The 18,975-nt window shown below is 49.6% G+C and carries 14 protein-coding genes, 7 tRNA genes and 1 pseudogene; 2 read left to right on the plus strand and 20 right to left on the minus strand.

Going from position 1 to position 18,975, the window contains the following annotated elements; genetic code table 11:
* Positions 1-309: 309 nt before the first annotated feature.
* Entirely contained in the window at positions 310-1,761 is a 1,452-nt protein-coding gene (locus Q3F21_RS11205) for a PLP-dependent aminotransferase family protein (RefSeq protein WP_340252486.1), read from the plus strand.
* 240 nt (positions 1,762-2,001) lie between these two features.
* On the opposite strand, the gene Q3F21_RS11210 is transcribed toward Q3F21_RS11205, so the two are convergent.
* The 12 genes and pseudogenes from Q3F21_RS11210 to sigW all read right to left on the minus strand — a co-directional run bounded on the left by Q3F21_RS11210 (position 2,002) and on the right by sigW (position 16,696).
* Entirely contained in the window at positions 2,002-3,435 is a 1,434-nt protein-coding gene (locus Q3F21_RS11210) for an NAD-dependent malic enzyme (RefSeq protein WP_340252488.1), read from the minus strand.
* Positions 3,436-3,922: 487 nt separating this feature from the next.
* Entirely contained in the window at positions 3,923-4,435 is a 513-nt protein-coding gene (locus tag Q3F21_RS11215) for a hypothetical protein (protein WP_425341243.1), read from the minus strand.
* 4 nt (positions 4,436-4,439) lie between these two features.
* Positions 4,440-5,126: pseudogene (locus Q3F21_RS11220) on the minus strand (cytochrome P450); the annotation flags it as partial.
* Positions 5,127-5,165: 39 nt separating this feature from the next.
* Positions 5,166-5,732, minus strand: coding sequence for a TetR/AcrR family transcriptional regulator (locus Q3F21_RS11225; protein WP_340252490.1), 567 nt, complete (start codon positions 5,730-5,732; stop codon positions 5,166-5,168).
* Positions 5,733-6,179: 447 nt separating this feature from the next.
* Positions 6,180-7,211: a Cfr family 23S rRNA (adenine(2503)-C(8))-methyltransferase gene (locus tag Q3F21_RS11230; RefSeq protein WP_340252492.1), complete on the minus strand. Its 1,032-nt coding sequence runs from the start codon at positions 7,209-7,211 to the stop codon at positions 6,180-6,182.
* 236 nt (positions 7,212-7,447) lie between these two features.
* Positions 7,448-8,944 carry an Lsa family ABC-F type ribosomal protection protein gene (locus tag Q3F21_RS11235; protein ID WP_340252494.1) on the minus strand — a complete coding sequence of 499 codons (1,497 nt, stop codon included), beginning with the start codon at positions 8,942-8,944 and terminating at the stop codon, positions 7,448-7,450.
* A 688-nt stretch (positions 8,945-9,632) separates the two neighbouring features.
* Entirely contained in the window at positions 9,633-11,465 is a 1,833-nt protein-coding gene (glmS, locus tag Q3F21_RS11240; RefSeq protein WP_340252496.1) for a glutamine--fructose-6-phosphate transaminase (isomerizing), read from the minus strand.
* A 465-nt stretch (positions 11,466-11,930) separates the two neighbouring features.
* Positions 11,931-13,277: a phosphoglucosamine mutase gene (gene glmM, locus Q3F21_RS11245; RefSeq protein WP_340252498.1), complete on the minus strand. Its 1,347-nt coding sequence runs from the start codon at positions 13,275-13,277 to the stop codon at positions 11,931-11,933.
* Between the two features lie 47 nt (positions 13,278-13,324).
* Positions 13,325-14,566: a CdaR family protein gene (locus tag Q3F21_RS11250; protein WP_340252500.1), complete on the minus strand. Its 1,242-nt coding sequence runs from the start codon at positions 14,564-14,566 to the stop codon at positions 13,325-13,327.
* Entirely contained in the window at positions 14,559-15,383 is an 825-nt protein-coding gene (gene cdaA / locus Q3F21_RS11255; protein ID WP_340252502.1) for a diadenylate cyclase CdaA, read from the minus strand. Before cdaA ends, Q3F21_RS11250 begins: the two co-directional genes overlap by 8 nt.
* A gap of 108 nt (positions 15,384-15,491) precedes the next feature.
* Positions 15,492-16,115: a zf-HC2 domain-containing protein gene (locus Q3F21_RS11260; protein WP_340252504.1), complete on the minus strand. Its 624-nt coding sequence runs from the start codon at positions 16,113-16,115 to the stop codon at positions 15,492-15,494.
* A 17-nt stretch (positions 16,116-16,132) separates the two neighbouring features.
* Positions 16,133-16,696, minus strand: a complete 564-nt coding sequence (gene sigW / locus Q3F21_RS11265; RefSeq protein ID WP_340252506.1) for an RNA polymerase sigma factor SigW — start codon at positions 16,694-16,696, stop codon at positions 16,133-16,135.
* 177 nt (positions 16,697-16,873) lie between these two features.
* Here sigW and Q3F21_RS11270 point away from each other — a divergent pair, with 177 nt between their 5' ends.
* On the plus strand, positions 16,874-17,023 hold the full coding sequence (locus Q3F21_RS11270) for a Spo0E family sporulation regulatory protein-aspartic acid phosphatase (RefSeq protein ID WP_340252508.1): 150 nt from the start codon (positions 16,874-16,876) through the stop codon (positions 17,021-17,023).
* Positions 17,024-17,102: 79 nt separating this feature from the next.
* Here the strand turns inward: Q3F21_RS11270 and rocF are convergent, their stop codons facing one another.
* From rocF to Q3F21_RS11310, 8 genes are all read right to left on the minus strand, one after another.
* Positions 17,103-17,999 (minus strand): arginase, encoded by an 897-nt coding sequence (gene rocF / locus Q3F21_RS11275; protein ID WP_340252510.1) that lies wholly within the window; start codon positions 17,997-17,999, stop codon positions 17,103-17,105.
* A gap of 185 nt (positions 18,000-18,184) precedes the next feature.
* Positions 18,185-18,258, minus strand: a tRNA-Gly gene (locus Q3F21_RS11280).
* A gap of 59 nt (positions 18,259-18,317) precedes the next feature.
* Positions 18,318-18,394 (minus strand) — tRNA-Pro (locus tag Q3F21_RS11285).
* Positions 18,395-18,458: 64 nt separating this feature from the next.
* Positions 18,459-18,535 (minus strand) — tRNA-Arg (locus tag Q3F21_RS11290).
* A 29-nt stretch (positions 18,536-18,564) separates the two neighbouring features.
* A tRNA-Lys gene (locus tag Q3F21_RS11295) sits at positions 18,565-18,640 on the minus strand.
* A 7-nt stretch (positions 18,641-18,647) separates the two neighbouring features.
* Positions 18,648-18,722: transfer RNA gene (locus tag Q3F21_RS11300), tRNA-Gln, on the minus strand.
* 12 nt (positions 18,723-18,734) lie between these two features.
* Positions 18,735-18,819: transfer RNA gene (locus Q3F21_RS11305), tRNA-Tyr, on the minus strand.
* A 27-nt stretch (positions 18,820-18,846) separates the two neighbouring features.
* Positions 18,847-18,922 (minus strand) — tRNA-Val (locus tag Q3F21_RS11310).
* Positions 18,923-18,975: the final 53 nt, after the last annotated feature.

Genomic DNA, 18,975 nt, shown 5'->3' on the forward strand with positions numbered 1-18,975 from the left:
CATGTTCAATATTTTGAAACAATGGTGGCAAAAGTTCGCCACAATATAAAAAAGCAAATAATAGGATATGGTCATCTGAACAAAAAAATTCCAAGTGTAAGGAGTCAGTTTTGGAAAAAACCACACTTCCTAAAAAAACTTCTCCTTGTCCTTAAACCTTTTTATTTACGAAATTGGTGATAATATGGTTAGTGACATCGAGAACTGTTCCTGAGACTACATTTTAGATCGATCCATTCAATACATCTTCCAGTTTTCTTATGACCCTCCACACCAAATTTCTGCACTAATGGGAAGTGAACACATTTTATGGATTGGAAACCAAATCGCCAAAGCCCAATACCTGTCTACAAACAAATTGCGTCGTATATCGAACAGTTAATTTCCAACGGAGAATATCCGTCAGGGTCAGTTCTTCCGTCTGAGCGTGCTTTAGCGAAGGAATTACAGGTAAATCGCTCGACAATTGTTGCTGCTTTCGAAGAATTACGTGCTTCAGGCATTGTAGAAAGCCTGCAAGGAAAAGGAACTGTTGTAAGTAGAAATATTTGGGGCGGAACTAGTAAACGAATTCCCAATTGGGAGAAATTAATTGAGACAGGCTCTTTCCTGCCTAATCCGACTATGATGCAGACCATAAGAAAAGAGGCATACCATCATGACCTGATCGACCTTGCAAGCGGGGAACTGTCACCTGAATTATCTGCATCCCCCTATTTCCGAAAGATTTTGGCAACCGGGGATTTTAACTATCATGTAGGCTATGATCATCCACAGGGGAACTTGAATTTACGCCAAACGATTGCGCGTCACCTTGAAGATTTTCGAAATATCTCTGCAACGCCTTCTTCCATCCTAGTTACCTCAGGAGCACAGCAAGCTCTATACCTAATTGTTCAATGTTTACTTCAGCAAGGTGACGCTGTAGCCATTGAAGACCCTTCTTATTGTTATTCATTACCTTTATTTAAGTCTGCGGGAATCAGATCATTTCTTTTGCCTGCGGATGAACAGGGGATAAACCCAGAAGATATCATTGAATTGTATAAAAAACATCGAATTAAAATGGTATTTCTTAACCCCAACTTTCAAAATCCGAATGGTTCCTTTCTACATATAGACCGGAGAAAAAGAATCCTTGAGATCTCTTCCTACTACGGTATCCCTATCGTTGAGGATGACCCATACAGTTTAACGGCCTTTGATCAGACAAATGTGGCAACATTAAAATCACTAGATCAAAATGGAACGGTTCTCTACATTAGTTCCCTTAGCAAAATCGTAGCCTCTGGACTTCGAATCGGTTGGATTTTTGGCCCACAAAAAGCAATCGAACGTTTAGCGGATGCGAAACAACAAATTGATTTTGGCCACAGTATTCTTCCAGAATGGGTTGCCAATCAATTTTTGTCCTCTGAGGATTTCTCGATACACTTGCAAAAGCTTCGCAACTCTCTCGCATGTAACCGAGATAAAATCGTTTTTTCGTTACACGAACTGTTAGGCGATCATGTCGAGTTTTTAGAACCAGATGGTGGCATACACATCTGGTGTAAGGTGAAGAGTGAAATTGATGAGCAGCAATTATTGAAAGAGTCTATCCGACGAGGGGTTGTTTATGTCCCCGGAAGTATTTTTGGGACAAAGAAGGGGTATGCACGTTTTACTTTTGGACGAGTTAGCGAAGATAGTATCTATGACGCTATTACTCGCTTTTCTGAAGCCTTGCGTCATCACTTGAAGAAATCCAACAAACGCTAATCCTTCCTTCTAAGAGCAAGTGCCGAATTAACAAATTTACACAAACACAAATGATAAAAGCAGTAATAGATAATAAGGCAAGTCTATGCTGCCCCTCTAATAAAAAACGTGCGTGAGAGACTGTCAAACGAGTCTTCTCACGCACGTTTTGATATTTATCAATTCAATGTGGATACGTGCTGCCTCCTGCCTCTTCAATCATCCCCTTTCCCTTAACGGACACACTTATTCGTTTCTCTCTTATTTAACGATAACACCTTCAGGGTTTAGATTTCGACGAGCAGCTCCGCTTTCAATGGCCGAAGCGATCACCGCTTGGCTTACTCTCTCGACAACCAGTTGATTGAACACACTTGGTATAATATATTGCTCATTTCGTTCATCATCTGTGATGACGGATGCAATTGCATAGGCAGCGCTGACCTTCATCTCTTCTGTAATATGTGAAGCTCGGCAATCCAATACCCCACGGAACATTCCAGGAAAACACAGTACGTTATTTATCTGATTCGGATAGTCTGAGCGACCTGTAGCCATCACGCGTACATAGGGTTCCGCTTCCTCTGGAGTGATCTCAGGAATTGGATTTGCCATAGCAAACACGATTGGGTCGCTAGCCATTTGTTTTACGTCTTCCACCTTCAAGACACCCGGACGAGATAGACCGATAAAAACGTCCGCGCCTTTGATCACATCCGAAAGACTCCCTTTAAGCATATGAGGATTGGTGTTTTCCGCAAACCAGTTCCATTCTTTATGCTCATAAGTGGTTCCCCGAACAATGGCGCCATGCTTATCAACACCAATAAGGTCGGTTACCCCGGATGCCAGTAGGATCTTTGAACAAGCTATTCCTGCTGCCCCGATTCCGCACATGACCACTCTGCATTCATTCAGTTTTTTATTGACTACTTTTAAGGCATTTACTAATGCTGCCAATATAACAACCGCGGTACCATGTTGGTCATCGTGGAACACTGGGATATCGAGTTCTCGGTTTAGCCGCTCTTCTATCTCGAAGCATCGAGGAGATGAGATATCTTCCAGATTGATGCCACCAAATGAGGGAGCAATAGCTTTCACGATATTTACAATTTCGTCAGTATCCTGCGTGTTCAAACAAATTGGAAAGGCATCGACATCAGCCATCTGCTTGAACAGAACCGCTTTCCCTTCCATTACGGGCATCGCTGCTTCCGGCCCGATATTTCCAAGCCCGAGGACTGCGGAACCATCAGAGACGACAGCCACCGTATTGCGCTTAATCGTGAGCGTATGGGCGCGGGTAATGTCATCATGAATCGCCATGCAAATACGAGCCACTCCTGGAGTATAAACGCGAGAAAGATCATCTCTGTTTTTAATGGGGACTTTTGGTTGTGTTTCGATTTTCCCGCCTAGATGGAGCAGAAATGTCTGGTCTGAAACATGAATTACCTTTACTCCTTGGAGTTTTTCTATATTAGCTACCATGTCGTCAATGTCATGCTGATCACGCAAATTGATTGTAATGTCGTTTACAGTTTTCGTTTTGCTTACTCGATTGACATCAATCGCTACAATATCAGCGCCAGAATCACTAAGGGTCGCGGTTATTAAGCTGATGCTAACAAGTTCGTGGTTGTACTCCAATCTCAGAATGACACTTGTGCTGATTTCTGCAGTCTTATTCATTGGTCGTATGTCCCCCTGTTCCTATTTAGCTTCAATTGCAAACCACTAAAATATAGTCCAATTCATCTTGATAGTAACCGACCAATTTGGAAGTATTTTAGTAATCCACTTGTCGTTATATAGAAAACGACTCCGAACAGATTGTTTAACAGAAACATTCAACATAAAGTTTTCCTTTTTTAATTTGCCTAGTTGCTCGCAGAAAATAAAGTATTGGACTGCTGTGTCCTTTTGTACAAAAACAAAGCCAGTCAAAACACGAAAATAAAGTGGGCTTTGTTTTTTGATCTATTGAACGTGATAATCCATTTTTTGGGGGTTATTCATGTAAGTCACGGGGATTCTGACGACAAGGAAAACAAATGCTCATTTTTCAAAAAATCGAAGAACGAATCGCTAAGCTAGTCAAGAAGAAATATGAAAAACCGGCCCTTTGATAAGGTCGGTTTTTCCATTGATTCTTAATCGCCGTTCACAAGCCGGACTTTTAAAACCAAGACCATACGTCTTTCACATAACACCCTTCCGCTTGCACGCGGTTCAGCCATTCGTCCGCTTCCGCTTGCCCCGCTCCCCGCACATCCCGGTAAGCTTTTTTCAAGGCAGCCTCCACATCCGGCGCCATTTTGCTGCCGTCACCGCAAACATACAGTTTCCCTCTTCCGGAAAGAAGGTTTATGATTTTGCTGGAATCCCGTTCGAGCAGATGCTGCACATATACCTTGGACATACCGGGAGCGCGAGAGAATGCGATGTGCACCCGAGCGATGCCGTCCCTTTCAAACTCGTCAAGCTCTTCACGGTAAAGATAGTCCGCATCGTTTCCGCACCCAAAGTACAGATGGGCTTCTCCGAGCGGCACTCCCTCTTTTTTGAGTGCAGCCCTCGCTTGCAAAAAGCCTCGAAACGGCGCTACTCCCGTGCCTGGACCTACCATGACGATCGGGACTGTTGGATCTTCCGGCAGCTCGAATCCCGATTCAGGCGTTCGAATGAACATGAGAATTTTTTCCCTGATTCCCACGGGCCTTCCGTTCCGCAACGATTTTGTCCACCAGCGAAAACATCGTCTCGATATCCGATTGGAATTGTCGCCTGGTCTTCACCATGAACAAATTTTAGATGGCAAGCCGCGAGCTTTTTTGCATCGCCTCATTCAATGCGCGCACCATGCTCTCAATAAACGGGCTTTGGTTTTCTTTGTAGAAGCTGTTAAACCTGTAGTTAAACCCGCATATTCCGATCGTGTCGAGCGTGAGCCGTGTCATGTCATCGGGAACGTCGATGTTCTCATTCGGATTGAGACGGGCCCACTTTTGCACCAGCTGCAGGGCGATGTCTACCATCCTGTCATGATAGCCTTTCATCGCTTGCTGGCTAAAAGTGGGCAGAAAAATGTTGTGCGCCTTCCTCCAATTCGGCTCTGTCGTCCTGCTCGTAAAAAGTCCATCCCCGCCAAAGGCTCGCACGTCTTCCAGAACGCCGCCGACTTCCTTGTCGAAACGGGTGATGTCGCACACCTCCGCGACCAGCTTGTGACCGGTCACAATCAAGGTCGCAAACCCCGGCAGCGTAAGACGGTAAATCAAGCCGTACTCTCTGGCCAATTGGCCCATGGACAGAATCGGTTTCTTTTGGTCGATGAAAGGCAAGTTGCCAAGCGGTCCATACGTTTTGGGTTGCGGAATCATGCAATGGATTGGCCTTGCTGTCGAGTATTGATGTCGGTTTTATTTGGCGGCAACGCCATGAAACAGCGTCTCTGTGACCAGCTTTGCAGCCGATCTTTTGGCGATGCGTCCATCCTCCACCTGCTGCCAAGCGACGAAGACGAGCGTATACAGCACATTCCAGATCCAATCCGCGCTCATGTCCTGCCTCACCGCCCCTTTTTTCTGGAGCAGCTCGACGGCATGGCAGATCGGCTCCTTGATTTTTCGCTCGGCTGCAATGATTTCCTCACTGTAATAAAGCGAAGCGTCATGGGTAAGAAAATGGATTTTGTCTCCGAGCGGGATGAGCGCCTCGATCAGCGCAGGGATATAGTCTTCGATCGTCTCTTCATCCAGCGGGACTTCATTCATGGAGTCCCCTACAACCTTGAGAGCCCTTAGGCCCAGCTGCAGGATGAGCTGCTCCCTGCTCTCGATATACCGGTGCAGAGTGGCGATGCCTATGCCTGCGTGTTCGGCAATTTCGTTCAAGGATGCCGTCGGCTTATGGATCAAAAGCTCCGTCGCCGAGTCCAGAATGCCATGAAGACGCGCCTCTTTTGCTGCTGTTCTGTCTTTGGTCACGTTCCCATACATCCAACTCCCGAATCGCCTTGGTCACCAAACGTTCATGATTTTGTGTGCAAATAAAAAAAGCCGATTTTTCCTGAATAGGAAAACCGACTTTTCAACACATTCAGTCTCATTTTACACGTTCATCCATTCCCAGACGTTATTGCCCTTCCTTTGCCCAATCACCCTCCACCCGCGTTTCTCGAAATACGCGTTCATACTGGAAGAAATCGGCGACAGCACTTGTATGCGATACGTTCTCTCACATTAGTCGGTTTCATAGCCCCAATTATTCAATGAAGGGAAATACGATAACTCCCCACTTTCAGGTAGGATCGTCTTTTTATTTACTTGTAAGCCTACGTCGCAAATCAAAACGGCTGCCCTCTTCATGGCAGCCGTTCTCTTTCCAGTCGCAGACCCGCTGCGCGGCGTAATAAATTTAGTTTCCGACATCGATTATTTGGAGCGGTATAGCTGGCCGCATGCCGCGTTAATGTCCGATCCGAATTGAGTGCGGACCGTGATGCTGATACCCTTTGACTTCAAGATCCGAACAAACGCTTTAATCCGATCAGGATCAGATTGCCGATAGCTGTCTGGCGTAACTTCGGTCGAATTGAATGGAATCAGGTTAACATGGTAGAGATGTTCCCCAGGTCCCCTTCCCCTTAACAACTCGGCAACTGCTTCCGCATGGGCCGTCGAGTCGTTGACTCCTCGAAGAAGAATATACGCAATATATACCTTTCTCCCGGTATGCCGGATATGACGATCCAATGCCTTCAGCACGTCGCGGACTGGGAATCGGTCGTTGATCGGCATCAGCTCGCTTCGCTGATCGTCGAACGGCGAATGCAGCGAGAAAGTCAAATTGACCTGCGGAAACTCCTGTGTCAGCTTGTCGATCCCCGGCAACAAGCCGATGGTGGAAATCGTAATTCGTCGATGTCCTAAACCAAAGAGATGCGGGTCGGTCAAAATCGTCATCGCATCAAAAATATGCGGGTTGGCGAGCGCCTCCCCCATGCCCATGAATGAGACGCTGTCCAAGGCGTGGCCGTTCAAGCGAAAGTGCAGCAATTGGTCGGTAATTTCGTCGGCGGTCAGATTTCGTTTCAGGCCGATGGTACCGGTGGCGCAAAACCTGCACCCGAATCCGCAGCCGCACTGCGTGGAAATACAATACGATTTCCACCCCCGCTCATAAGTAAGTCGTACGGCCTCCACGCGTTCGTCGCCCGCAATGGCAAACAGCACCTTGCTGACCTGTTTCGACGTGAGTTCCTTTACCGGAACGATGCTGCAGACGTTCGGACCAAGCATCCGGGTCAACTCGTCCCGCAAAAATTTAGGCAGTATGGTCATCCGTGCGTATTCGCCGATGTTTTGCTTGAAAATCGCGTCCATTATCTGAGCATACCGATACTCGGGCTGCTTGAAGTCGGACAACATTCGCCGAATCGTTTCATATTTCGAGGTTAGCTTCATGTCTTCTCCTTACCGCCGGAGAAAACGTAAAAAAGCAACCGTCAGTTGGCGCTTTGACACGTCATTAACCAACTATACAGAAAAAGCGCATACGTTTGCAGACGGATTGCTACGTGCACCTGTCGATAGATTGGTAAACCTCCGGCAACCGATTTGTTTTTTTGTGAACCGCTTCACCTAACAGGAACCGATTCACATAATCATCTACAACCTCAATCTCCATCGCTTTCATCCTCCTAGAATTGGTTTATCTCTTTCAGTTCCACAATCTTTGTCGCGATATGCTTGCAAAACTCGCTGTCATGCTCCACAAAAAGGATGGTCGGAGAATGCTCCAGCAGCAGTTCTTCGATTTGCATCCGGGAAATGACGTCGACAAAATTGAGCGGTTCGTCCCAAACATGCAAATGAACCCGCTCGCAGAGGCTTTTCGCGATCAGCACCTTCTTCTTCTGACCGCCGCTAAAAGAAGCGATGTCCTTTTCGAATTGCAAGCGCGAAAAATCGAGTTTCCTCAATATCGATTTGAACAAGCTTTCGTCAATTCCGCTGTTTCTGGCGAATTCCGACAAATTGCCCTGCAAGTGTGAGGTGTCCTGCGAAACGTAGGATATTTTCAACTGGCTCCCTCTTCGAAACGTGCCGGAATAAGGAATTTCCTCGCCGCAAATAAGTTTGAGCAAGCTGGATTTGCCTGAGCCGTTCGGACCGGAGAGCGCAATACGGTCCCCTTGCTCGACAGTAAAGCTGACGTCGCGGCAAACTTTCTTCTCGCCGTAATGGATCGAAACGCGGTCAAGCTCGACTAATTGATGTTTGTGATACGTCATCTGAGATATTTTCAGGCTTTCCGAGCTTTCGACGTTGTTAAGCAGCTGGGATCTTTCCTCGATCGCGGATTGTTGTCTTTGCTCGATCGACTTGGACCTTTTCATCATTTTGGCTGCCTTGTGACCGATGTATCCTTTATCGACCTTGGAGCCGGAGTTGCGGGTGCCGTTTTTTGTTTTTTCCACTTCGTGCGACCAGTTGCTCGTCCGCTTGGCTGCTTCGGACAGCCGCTTGATGTCCTTCCTCAGCTTTTCGTTCTCGGCCATCTCAAAGTTGTCCTGTCGCTGTTTGTTCTCCCACCAGTCGGAAAAATTTCCTTTCCGGATTTCGATATTCGTCTTGTTGATCGAAAGAATGTGGTCCACGCAGTTGTCGAGAAAAGCCCGGTCGTGCGACACCAAAATAAATCCGCTCTTGTCGTTCAAATAATCGCTGACCAGCTTCCGAGCATGCAGATCCAGATGGTTGGTCGGCTCGTCAATGAGCAAAAAACGGTTTTCCTTCAAAAACAGGGCCGCCAGCAGCACCTTCGTTTGTTCTCCGTTGGACAACGATTCGAACGGTCGGTATAACACGTCCTCCGACACCTTCAGCAGCGAAAGCTCGCGAAGAAGCTGCCAGTGCTCAAAGTCCGGATAGATGTCGGCGACGACGTCGACGGTATTGTTCTCTTTGTGTTCAACGTGGAATGGGAAGTACTCGAAGCTGACGTTGGCCGAAATCGTTCCGCTGTATTCGTACTTACCGAGCAGTAGATTAAGAAACGTGGTCTTGCCCCGGCCGTTTCTCCCTGTAAAGCCCAATTTCCAGTCGGTATCAATTTGAAAGCTTACATTCTCAAAGATGTTGTCGTAACTGCCGTCATAAGCAAACGTCAGGTTCGTTACCTTGATCAATGACATGTGTCGGCAACCTCCTTTGTCAAAATAAAAAAGAACTACAAGAAAGTTACCTTTCTTGTAGCTCAAAAAATACGGCACATCCAATCCGGTGCAGAATATGAAAAGGATATATATTTTTTGAGTGAAAAGAATAAGGTAACTTTCTTGCCAATGAAGAACAAAACAAATTCTGCTTTATTCTTTAAAAAAGTGGCAAGAAATATTACATTATCCTCTTCAACTCCAATCGTTAAGTGTCAGCACGATCTTAACATACCCGCTTATACATTGCAACATCCTAAAATGACGACCCAAAAATCTAACTGCCCATTGATTTTCATTAACAATTCAAACACGCAAATAATAAAAACGGCTTCACAGCCGTTAACTGAATAGGTTTGGTGGAGAATAGGGGGATCGAACCCCTGACCTCATCGCTGCCAGTGCAGCGCTCTCCCAGTTGAGCTATGGCCCCTGCCTCATCCTCATTCTGCGCTATACCCCATTCTCTGCAATTAAATATCGCAACATTAATTGAGCTTAACTGCCCTTTAGTTTAACTTGGCCCCAGTCTAGAACTTTATTAATCAGTCTAAAACTTTATTATCTCTGCACAACGGACCCATTAAAAAAGGGCATTTAGCTATTTAAGCTAACGCCCTTTTTTACTTACCGACTAAACAAAAATTTTAACCCGACTAAAAACCCCTTACTCCACCGTAACACTCTTCGCCAAATTCCGCGGCTTATCAACATCAAGCCCGCGCGCAGCAGAAGTGTAGTACGCCAGCAATTGCAATGGAATGACGGTCAGAATTGGCGTTAACATCGGCGTGGTGGCCGGGACGTGGATGACGCCGTCCACCGATTTGGCCAGGTCGCGGTCGCCTTCGAGAGCAAAGCCGAGCACATGGGCGCCGCGGGCTTTGACTTCCACGATATTGCTGACCATTTTTTCGTAAATGTCCGGTTGGGTAGCCAGCGCCACCACCGGGACGTTTTCTTCAATCAGCGCAAGAGTGCCGTGCTTGAGTTCCCCCGCCGCATACGCTTCGGAGTGAATATAGGAGATCTCCTTGAGCTTGAGCGAGCCCTCCAGGGAGACCGCGTAGTCCAGCCCCCGCCCGATAAAGAACAGGCTGGTCGCGTCCTGGATGCTTTGGGCAAATTGGCGGATCGGCTCGACGTTGTCCAGGATGGCGCTGATCTTCGCCGGAAGCTCCTGCAGATGCTCGACTGTGCCTGCGATCTCGGCGGCCGCCAGCGTGCCTTTCACCTGCGCGAAGTACAGCGCAAACAGGTAAAGGGCAATGACCTGGGACGTATAGGCTTTCGTCGAGGCCACCGCCACTTCCGGGCCGGCCCAGGTAAAGATCACTTCGTCCGCTTCGCGGGCTACGGAGCTGCCGACGACGTTGGTGATCGCCAGAACCTTGACGCCGCTCTTCTTCGCCTCGCGGAGCGCGGCCAGCGTGTCCGCCGTCTCGCCGGACTGGCTGATGACGATCATCAAGGTTTTGTCGGTGTAGATCGGATCGCGGTAACGGAATTCCGACGCGACTGCCACCTCTACCGGTACGCGGGTCCATTTTTCCAGGACGTCCTTCCCGACCAGTCCTGCGTGCATGGACGTTCCGCACGCCACAATATAGAGGCGATCGTAGGCGGCCAGCTCCGCGTCGCTCATTTTCAGCTCAGGCAGGATGACCCGCTTGTTCTCCTGGTCGATCCGGGCGCCCATCGTGTCGCGCACGGCTTGCGGCTGCTCATGGATTTCCTTGAGCATGAACGAATCGTACCCGCCTTTTTCCGCTTGGACCAGATCCCAGTCCACGTGGAAGATATCCCTCTCGATCTTCTCTCCGCTCTGGGCATCCATGAGCTGAACGCCTTCCCGGGTCAGGACCGCCATTTCCCCTTCGTTGAGGATGTAGACATCGCGGGTGTGCTCCAGAAGAGCCGGGATGTCCGAGCCGATGAAGCTCTCGCCCTTTCCGATTCCGACGATGAGCGGGCTTGCGAGACGCACAGCCACCAGCTTATCCGGCTCATGCTCTGTCATGATTCCGAGGGCATAGGCACCGCGCATGCGCTGCACAGCCTTGCGGACAGTGGACACGATGTCCCCGTCGTAGAGATCGGCGAGCAGATGCGCGATTACTTCGGTGTCCGTCTCCGAGGTAAAGGCGTATCCTTTTGCGATCAGCTCTTCCTTGATGGGCAAAAAGTTTTCGATAATGCCGTTGTGAACGACAGCAAATTTGTGGCTCGAATCCGTATGCGGATGAGAGTTTTCGTCGGACGGTTTTCCGTGCGTCGCCCAACGCGTGTGCCCGATTCCCGCATGGCCGGCCAGCGGCTGTGCTGCCAGTTTTCCTTCCAAAACGGCGAGGCGTCCTTTTGCCTTGTCTACGAGCAGCCCCTGCTGGGTCAATACCGCGATTCCGGCCGAGTCATACCCGCGGTACTCCAGCTTGCGAAGTCCTCCGATAATTACCTCTTGCGCTTGTTTATCGCCAATGTATCCTACAATTCCGCACATGTATGTTAGTCCCCTTCCCTATGACGGGGGACACAGCCCAGGTGCCAATGGTACGGGGGTTGGTCCCCCGCCATTCCATTTGTATATTCGGTCAACTTGATTTTTTCTGACATAAATTTTCCATAAAACGATCAGCTGTATCATGCGCAGGTCTTGTGCAACAGGTCGCCCTGTTGTTTTGCCCCCGCGCTCCGCGGCCGCGATACTCGGCCGGGAGGCATCCGCCGAATGCTTCGATAAACCTCCACCTCGTCCACTGCACTCCACGTCGGGCAGCTGCAGTGCTGGCGCTTTTCCATCTAGATTGACGCTATGACGTTATCTCTGTTCGCTGCATTCCCCCTTTTTTGATTGTGAGCCCAGGCACAAACCAAACTTTATCATAGATCCCTGTCCTTCACAATCATTCTTTTGTCTTATACTTGTATGCAAAAGGGAGTGGCACCGTACCACTCCCCTGACTTTTTACACGAGTTCCCTTTTTACGACCTCGACGATGCGGTTCACCAGCTCATCCAGCTGCGCTTCGTCCGGGCCTTCTGCCATGACGCGAACGATTGGCTCCGTACCGGAAGGACGCACGAGCACGCGGCCGTTCCCAGCCAGCTCTGCCTCCACTTCCCGGATCGCCTGTTCGATGGCTTCGTTTCCGTTCAGCTTGGTCTTGTCTTCCACACGGACATTGACTAAAAGCTGCGGGTATTTGGTCATAACCTGCTTCAACTCGGACAAGGGCTTGCCCGATTCCTTGATGATGTTCAAAAGCTGCAAACCGGTCAACAGGCCGTCTCCCGTCGTGTTGTAATCGAGAAACACGATATGTCCGGACTGCTCGCCGCCGAGGTTGTAGCCGCCGCGCAGCATTTCCTCCACGACATAGCGGTCTCCCACCGCGGTTTTGGTCGTGTTGATCGCGCATTCTTCCATGCCCTTGAAAAAGCCCATGTTCGCCATGACCGTCGTTACGACCGTGTTGTTGTTCAGCTTGCCTTTTGCCTTGAGGGCGCGTGCGCAGATCGCCATGATGTAGTCGCCGTCCACGATTTCGCCGTTTTCATCTACCGCAATGCAACGGTCGGCATCGCCGTCAAAGGAAAGTCCCAGATGAGCCTTGTGCTTGACGACTTCCTCTTGCAAGCGCTCGGGATGTGTGGACCCGCACTGCTCATTGATGTTGACCCCGTTCGGATTCGCTCCGATGGTGATCACCTCTGCTTCCACGTCGGCAAACAGCCTTGCAGCCAGCGAGGAAACGGCTCCATTGGCACAGTCCAACACGACTTTCAACCCGTCAAAGCGCTCCGTTACCGAGTTTTTCAAATGGGAGAGATACTTCTGTCCACCCTCCAGGAAGTCCAGCACCGCTCCGATGTGCTCCCCAGTCGGACGCGGCAGCGTGTCCTCAGCCGCATCCAGGTATTGTTCGATCTCCGCTTCCACCTCGTCGGAAAGCTTGAACCCGTTGCTCCCGAAAAATTTGATTCCATTGTCCGGGTACGGGTTGTGAGAGGCGGAAATCATGACACCTGCATCGGCCCCCAATGCTCGTGTCAGATATGCAACGCCGGAAGTGGAGATGACCCCCAGCCGAACGACCTCCGCTCCAACAGAGAGGAGACCAGCCAGGAGCGCGCTCTCCAGCATTTGTCCAGAAATGCGCGTGTCGCGTCCAATGACTACCTTGGGCTTGCCTTCCTGTTTATGTCTGGTGAGTACGTAACCGCCCACGCGCCCGATTCGAAACGCCAGCTCCGGCGTCAACTGCGCATTGGCTACACCGCGTACACCATCAGTTCCGAAATACTTCCCCATGTTTGTCCCTCATTTCTTTCCTTGTACAAAACAGCTTATGCCCAGCCTTATTTTTTTGTGATTTCCACTGTGACCTTCGTGATCGCGTTCTTGGCCGTTTTGACGTAATCCAGCTGGTTGAAGATGTAGGTGATCGGTACTTCATACACTCCCGCCGGCATGTTGCTGACGTCCGCCACGACCTGTACATCCTCCGGTCTTAGTTTCTCCAGTATGGCCGGCGCTCCAACCGTTTCGACGTCCATTGTGGACATCTCCTGCCCGTTTCCGGACAGCACGCGCGCCTCCATGTCTTCTGCAAGGCCACTGATGCGGATTGGAATCTTCTCCAAGCGTTTGGTTGCGGACGGGACGACCTTCAGGGCTACCTTCAGGTAATCGGGCTCCACCTTCACAATGTTTTCCAATACCGGTATCTTTCGTTCGATGACGCGATCCGAGGTAACATCGCTCAGATCGATCTCCGGCCCCGGATACGTCTCCGATTTCATCGCGTCGATGACTTCCTTCGGACCGTATACAGTCACCTCATCCACATTCGTATCCACACTAGCCAAACTATATCCATCGGGCAATTCATTCGTCAAGTTTAATTTGATCGGCACCTGTACATAGGGGCTGGTGACCGGCACGCTGATCTCCGCCGTGAGCGGGATAACCTCGGCGCCCTGCAACGTATTCCCCGACTTGTCCATAACCTTGAGCGGCACGGTCGTTTTGATCGGCGACGTAGCCCCTTCCAGATCGACCGGAGCTTTCACTGCAGCGACTTTGTCAGCCTGGCTCTCCGGCACCCGGACGAGTACGCGGAACGGCTTTACCAGCGGCTCTCCGGCTTTGTAGCCCGGTGCGACCTGACCCAGCAGCTCGACCGTCACTTCCCGCTCTACGGTTTTCTTTTCCTCGAGCGTAATTTCGACAATACTGGGAATAATTCCGACCTTCACGTCATCGGGAAAGCCTTTGTACTGGACCGGGACACGGTGCGTCCCCTTCCCCTTGTCCATCAGGTCGACATACACCTCTCTGGAGTCCTGGGGAACGAGGTTATGCTTGTAAAACGGATTGTTTGTCTCCAGAGCGAGCTGCACGGTCCGCGGCATTTTGGCGACGTAATAGCGGTCCGTGTCATATTTTACGTGCAGGTTGACGCTGTCGATCAAGAGCGGCGGCGCGGTTTCCGTCGTCGGCGTCGTGTCGCTTTCCACATTGACCACCGTCCACATCATCACGGCCAACAACAGAGCAACAATGCGCGCAAACCAGTGACTGTTCAACCATTTATCCATGTTCTTTTCGCCACCTCCATTGCCAACGGCTTCCCATGGATTTGCTCTTCAGGGCCGGATGCAGCTGCTCGGTCAGCAATTCAGCCAACTGCTCCTCGGTCAAATTCCGTTTCATTTGCCCGTTCGCGGTAAAAGAAACTTGTCCGGTCTCTTCGGAAACAACAATCGCCATACCGTCAGAAACCTCGCTCACTCCGATCGCAGCTCTGTGCCGGGTCCCCAGCTCTTTTGAGATCGAATTGCTTTCGGAGAGGGGCAAATAGCTCGCTGCTGCCAAAATAATATCTTTTCTCATGATGACCGCCCCGTCATGCAAAGGTGTATTTGGGATAAAAATATTGATCAACAGTTCAGAACTGACTCGTCCATTTATCGGAATTCCCGTCTCCACAAAATCATTCAGGCCCGTCTCCCTCTCCATTACGATCAGGGCCCCGATTCGGCGCTTAGCCATGTACGTGACAGATTTGCACACTTCCTGTACGACCCTGCGGACCATTTCTTCATCCTGTATCGTATTGGTGCGAGAAAACAGCTTCCCGCGTCCCAGCTGCTCCAGCGCTCGCCGCAGCTCCGGCTGAAAGATAATCACGACAGCCAGTACTCCGAAAGTAAACGCCTGGGACATCAGCCAGTGCAGTGTAGTCAGCTGGAAGTACTTGCTCAATAGCCAGGTGACGATAATCACCATGATCCCCTTCAACAGCTGCACCGCCCGCGTCCCTCGGATCAGCATAATCAATTTATAAATCACGTATGTGACGAGCGAAATATCGATCACATACCGCAATATATCCCCATATTCCATTGATATCATAACGAAGCCCCCATATCTCGCTCCATCTCAATGCGGTCGCTCTTATCCCTGCGGAAAAAGCACGGCTTCCGGCGCCGTGCTCACTATTGTTGTACCCTTTATTTTCTCCTATGGGAAGACGGGAAGCAAGTCATTTCCAATATTTTTCACTTCATACCAAATCCATTCGAAAATCGCTTCGATCGATTCTGCGCTGCCCGCTACGTGTGCAGTCGATGCCAGCACGACCTTCCCTTCAATCGCCACGACGTTCCCCCGCACCTCGCCTAATACTTCAATATTGCCGTTGCGTACGACAAGATCGCCATCGATTGTGGTGCCAGCCGGAACCACCACGACATTGCGGGAGCGGTCAATTTTCAATTTGTCCATGCTGGACGAGGCGATTTGCAAAGTGTTGTCCCGCTCATACCAATTGGCCATCGTGCTCCCCGTCATCAGGAAGAGAAAGACAGCAGCGGCTGTAAGAAACGGATGGTTGCGGAGCCAACTGGAGAATCGCTTTTTCCTCGTCGGCGTAGGCAATTGCGCAAAAACCCGGGCTGTAAAATCCGGAGATACTTGTATATGAGACGCGCTTTGCACAAAAGCGATCGCCCTTTGCAGCTCATGAAGATGTTGACGACAGGAGGCACATGTTCTCATGTGGGTCTGTAATTTCTGATTGGACAATTCATCGATTTCCCCATCCAGAAACTCGTGAATGAGAACATACATTTCTCGGCATTCCATCGTGACTTTCTCCTTTCCTACATGAATCGCAGCTTGCTGCGCAATGCTTCCCGACCGCGATGGATACGGGTTTTTATGGTTGTGACTGGCAATTTCACGATATCGCTAATCTCCTGCAGCGACAGGTCTTCAATATAGCGTAAAATCATGATGGACCGGTACTTTGGAGCTAGATGCGACAAGGCATCCTGTACCGTTTCCTGCAATTCTTGCGTAACAAGCGAATCTGCCGGGCTCTTTTCGTTTGAGGACAAGCGGGAATACCAATCCATTCCCTGTCCGGGTTCTACCTCTTCGTCCAGGGAAAAATCAGGCCGTTTCTTTCTGCCGCGGTCGATGCACAAATTGGTTGCAATCCTGTAAATCCACGTCGAGAACTTATAGCTCTCATCGTAGGTGTGCAAGTTGGCGTAGACCCGCAGAAAGGTTTCCTGCGCGATATCCTCTGCATCCTGACGGTTGCCTACCATCCGGTATGCGAGTTGAAATATCTTGTCTTTATATATCTCGATCAACTCAGCAAAAGCCTCGCGATCTCCGCGTTTGGCCCGCTGAGTCAACCGTTTTTCTACAAAATCCATGCGATCCTCCCCGCAATACCGTAATCCTTATATACGGATGATACCTCAGTTGGTTTCAATTTTGGTTATGTTTATCTCACCAATTTTCTGGGAATGAGTGGAATAAAGACCAAGGTTGTCTTTATATAGTAGTGATGGTACCTCTTTTATCCTGATCGTGTAAAGGGAGTGGTTGAAATGAGTCAGGATGATGTGCTGTCCCAAATCGAGCAGCTTCGCCAGGAGCTAAACGACAGGTATAAAGAACTGGAAACCATAACTCCTGAATTGGTCGAGCTGAGTGTACGCCTCGATAATCTCCTCAATCAACTGCATTTCCATCCTTAGTCACTGTATCGCTTTCCCTGACGCATGTAAAGATGTGGCAACAAAAAAGGAGAGGTCGTCCCCTCTCCTGTAAATCTCCCTATAACAACTTGTCGCCAAAAGCGGAACTCATCAGTGCTACTGCTACACGAGCCGTGACATTTTCCCGGTCCAGGATGGGGTTCACTTCTACAAACTCTGCCGAGCACAATACGTCGGCATCGGCCAGCATCTCAAGTGCCAAATGTCCTTCTCGATAGGATATCCCGCCTATTACCGGGGTACCTACGCCCGGTGCGTCGTGAGGATCAAGACCATCCAGGTCCAGGCTGAGATGCACCCCATCTGTGTGTTTGGACACATGAGCGATAGCCTCTTCCATGACACGAGCCATTCCGAGCTTGTCGATCTCGTGCATAGTGAAAACCTTGAGCCCGGTCCTCTTGATCAAGTCTCTTTCGCCCCTATCCAGATCGCGCGCCCCAATGATCACCACATTCTCAGGCTTCAGCTTTGGCGCAAAGCCTGCGATATGGACCAGACGATCATGTCCAAAACCAAGGCTTGCAGCTAAGGGCATGCCATGAATGTTTCCCGAAGGAGAGGTTTCTCCGGTATTTAAGTCGCCATGGGCGTCAAACCAAATAACACCCAGGTTTTTCACATTCTTGGCTACACCTGCTACGGTGCCCAGAGCGATGCTGTGATCCCCTCCCAGCACCAACGGGAAGCACCCTTCCTCCATGATACCGCTTACAACCCGAGCAAGCTTTTCATTTGCTTCGACCACTTCGTCTAGATACTTATGGTTTTCGGTCTCCGTGAAATGGCGTGGGCGTGTAACAGGAATATCTCCTTTATCCTGGATGTTCAGCCCCATTTGCTCCAAACGGGCAATGACTCCAGCATAACGAATCGCGCTCGGCCCCATGTCTACGCCACGGCGGTCTGCTCCTAGATCAAGTGGTACACCAACGATACTGATGTTTTTGTTCATGATCGTGACCCCTTCCTCGGTTACCTCGTTGTTTTTGTTACTTATTGTAGCCTCGAAAGGAGAAATGACTCAACTCGACACAAATCTGTATAAATAAACCGAACCAGACAGGGGTTTTTAGGAAAAGGAGCCAGCAACTGCAGGTAAAAATAAAAAGGACCAGCCATCGGCTGTCCTTTGCACTATGGAGCGGGTGATGGGAATCGAACCCACGCGACCAGCTTGGAAGGCTGGAGTTCTACCATTGAACTACACCCGCATATGTAAACAATTATGGAAATGGATATAATCCCAATGATCAACACGGGATTACAAAAATGGTCGGGAAGACAGGATTCGAACCTGCGACCCCTTGGTCCCAAGCCAAGTACTCTACCAAGCTGAGCTACTTCCCGACATAACATCAATTGTTCTATCTTCAAAGTGATCGGTTCATAAGACGACCGCTTTTGAAGAAAATGGCGTGCCCTGAGAGATTCGAACTCCCGACCTTTTGATTCGTAGTCAAACGCTCTATCCAGCTGAGCTAAGGGCACATCTTTGTTTGTTTTGCAAATAAAAAAACTGGTGAGCCATGAAGGACTCGAACCTTCGACCCTCTGATTAAAAGTCAGATGCTCTACCAACTGAGCTAATGGCTCAAACGAATGGCTGGGGCACTAGGATTCGAACCTAGGCATGACGGAGTCAAAGTCCGTTGCCTTACCGCTTGGCTATGCCCCAATAGTATAGAAGTGGTGGGGAGAGACGGATTCGAACCGCCGAACCCATAGGGAGCAGATTTACAGTCTGCCGCGTTTAGCCTCTTCGCTATCTCCCCGCTGCATTTACTCTCTTATAAAAGAAATGGTGGAGGCTGACGGGATCGAACCGCCGACCCTCTGCTTGTAAGGCAGATGCTCTCCCAGCTGAGCTAAGCCTCCAGAATCCTTCGCAAAGTTCCCAACGAAACCGACACTTTGCGAAGTGCTTATAT

The organism is Brevibacillus borstelensis (assembly GCF_037834415.1).
Classification (GTDB): domain Bacteria; phylum Bacillota; class Bacilli; order Brevibacillales; family Brevibacillaceae; genus Brevibacillus; species Brevibacillus borstelensis_A.

Bases quoted from the DNA above. Each gene is read 5' to 3' on its own strand.
- Q3F21_RS11205 (WP_340252486.1), top strand. From the start codon at position 310: ATGGATTGGAAACCAAATCGCCAAAGCCCAATACCTGTCTACAAACAA.
- Q3F21_RS11210 (WP_340252488.1), bottom strand. From the start codon at position 3,435: ATGAATAAGACTGCAGAAATCAGCACAAGTGTCATTCTGAGATTGGAG.
- Q3F21_RS11215 (WP_425341243.1), bottom strand. From the start codon at position 4,435: ATGTTCATTCGAACGCCTGAATCGGGATTCGAGCTGCCGGAAGATCCA.
- Q3F21_RS11230 (WP_340252492.1), bottom strand. From the start codon at position 7,211: ATGAAGCTAACCTCGAAATATGAAACGATTCGGCGAATGTTGTCCGAC.
- Q3F21_RS11235 (WP_340252494.1), bottom strand. From the start codon at position 8,944: ATGTCATTGATCAAGGTAACGAACCTGACGTTTGCTTATGACGGCAGT.
- glmS (WP_340252496.1), bottom strand. From the start codon at position 11,465: ATGTGCGGAATTGTAGGATACATTGGCGATAAACAAGCGCAAGAGGTA.
- glmM (WP_340252498.1), bottom strand. From the start codon at position 13,277: ATGGGGAAGTATTTCGGAACTGATGGTGTACGCGGTGTAGCCAATGCG.
- Q3F21_RS11250 (WP_340252500.1), bottom strand. From the start codon at position 14,566: ATGGATAAATGGTTGAACAGTCACTGGTTTGCGCGCATTGTTGCTCTG.
- cdaA (WP_340252502.1), bottom strand. From the start codon at position 15,383: ATGATATCAATGGAATATGGGGATATATTGCGGTATGTGATCGATATT.
- Q3F21_RS11260 (WP_340252504.1), bottom strand. From the start codon at position 16,115: ATGGAATGCCGAGAAATGTATGTTCTCATTCACGAGTTTCTGGATGGG.
- sigW (WP_340252506.1), bottom strand. From the start codon at position 16,696: ATGGATTTTGTAGAAAAACGGTTGACTCAGCGGGCCAAACGCGGAGAT.
- Q3F21_RS11270 (WP_340252508.1), top strand. From the start codon at position 16,874: ATGAGTCAGGATGATGTGCTGTCCCAAATCGAGCAGCTTCGCCAGGAG.
- rocF (WP_340252510.1), bottom strand. From the start codon at position 17,999: ATGAACAAAAACATCAGTATCGTTGGTGTACCACTTGATCTAGGAGCA.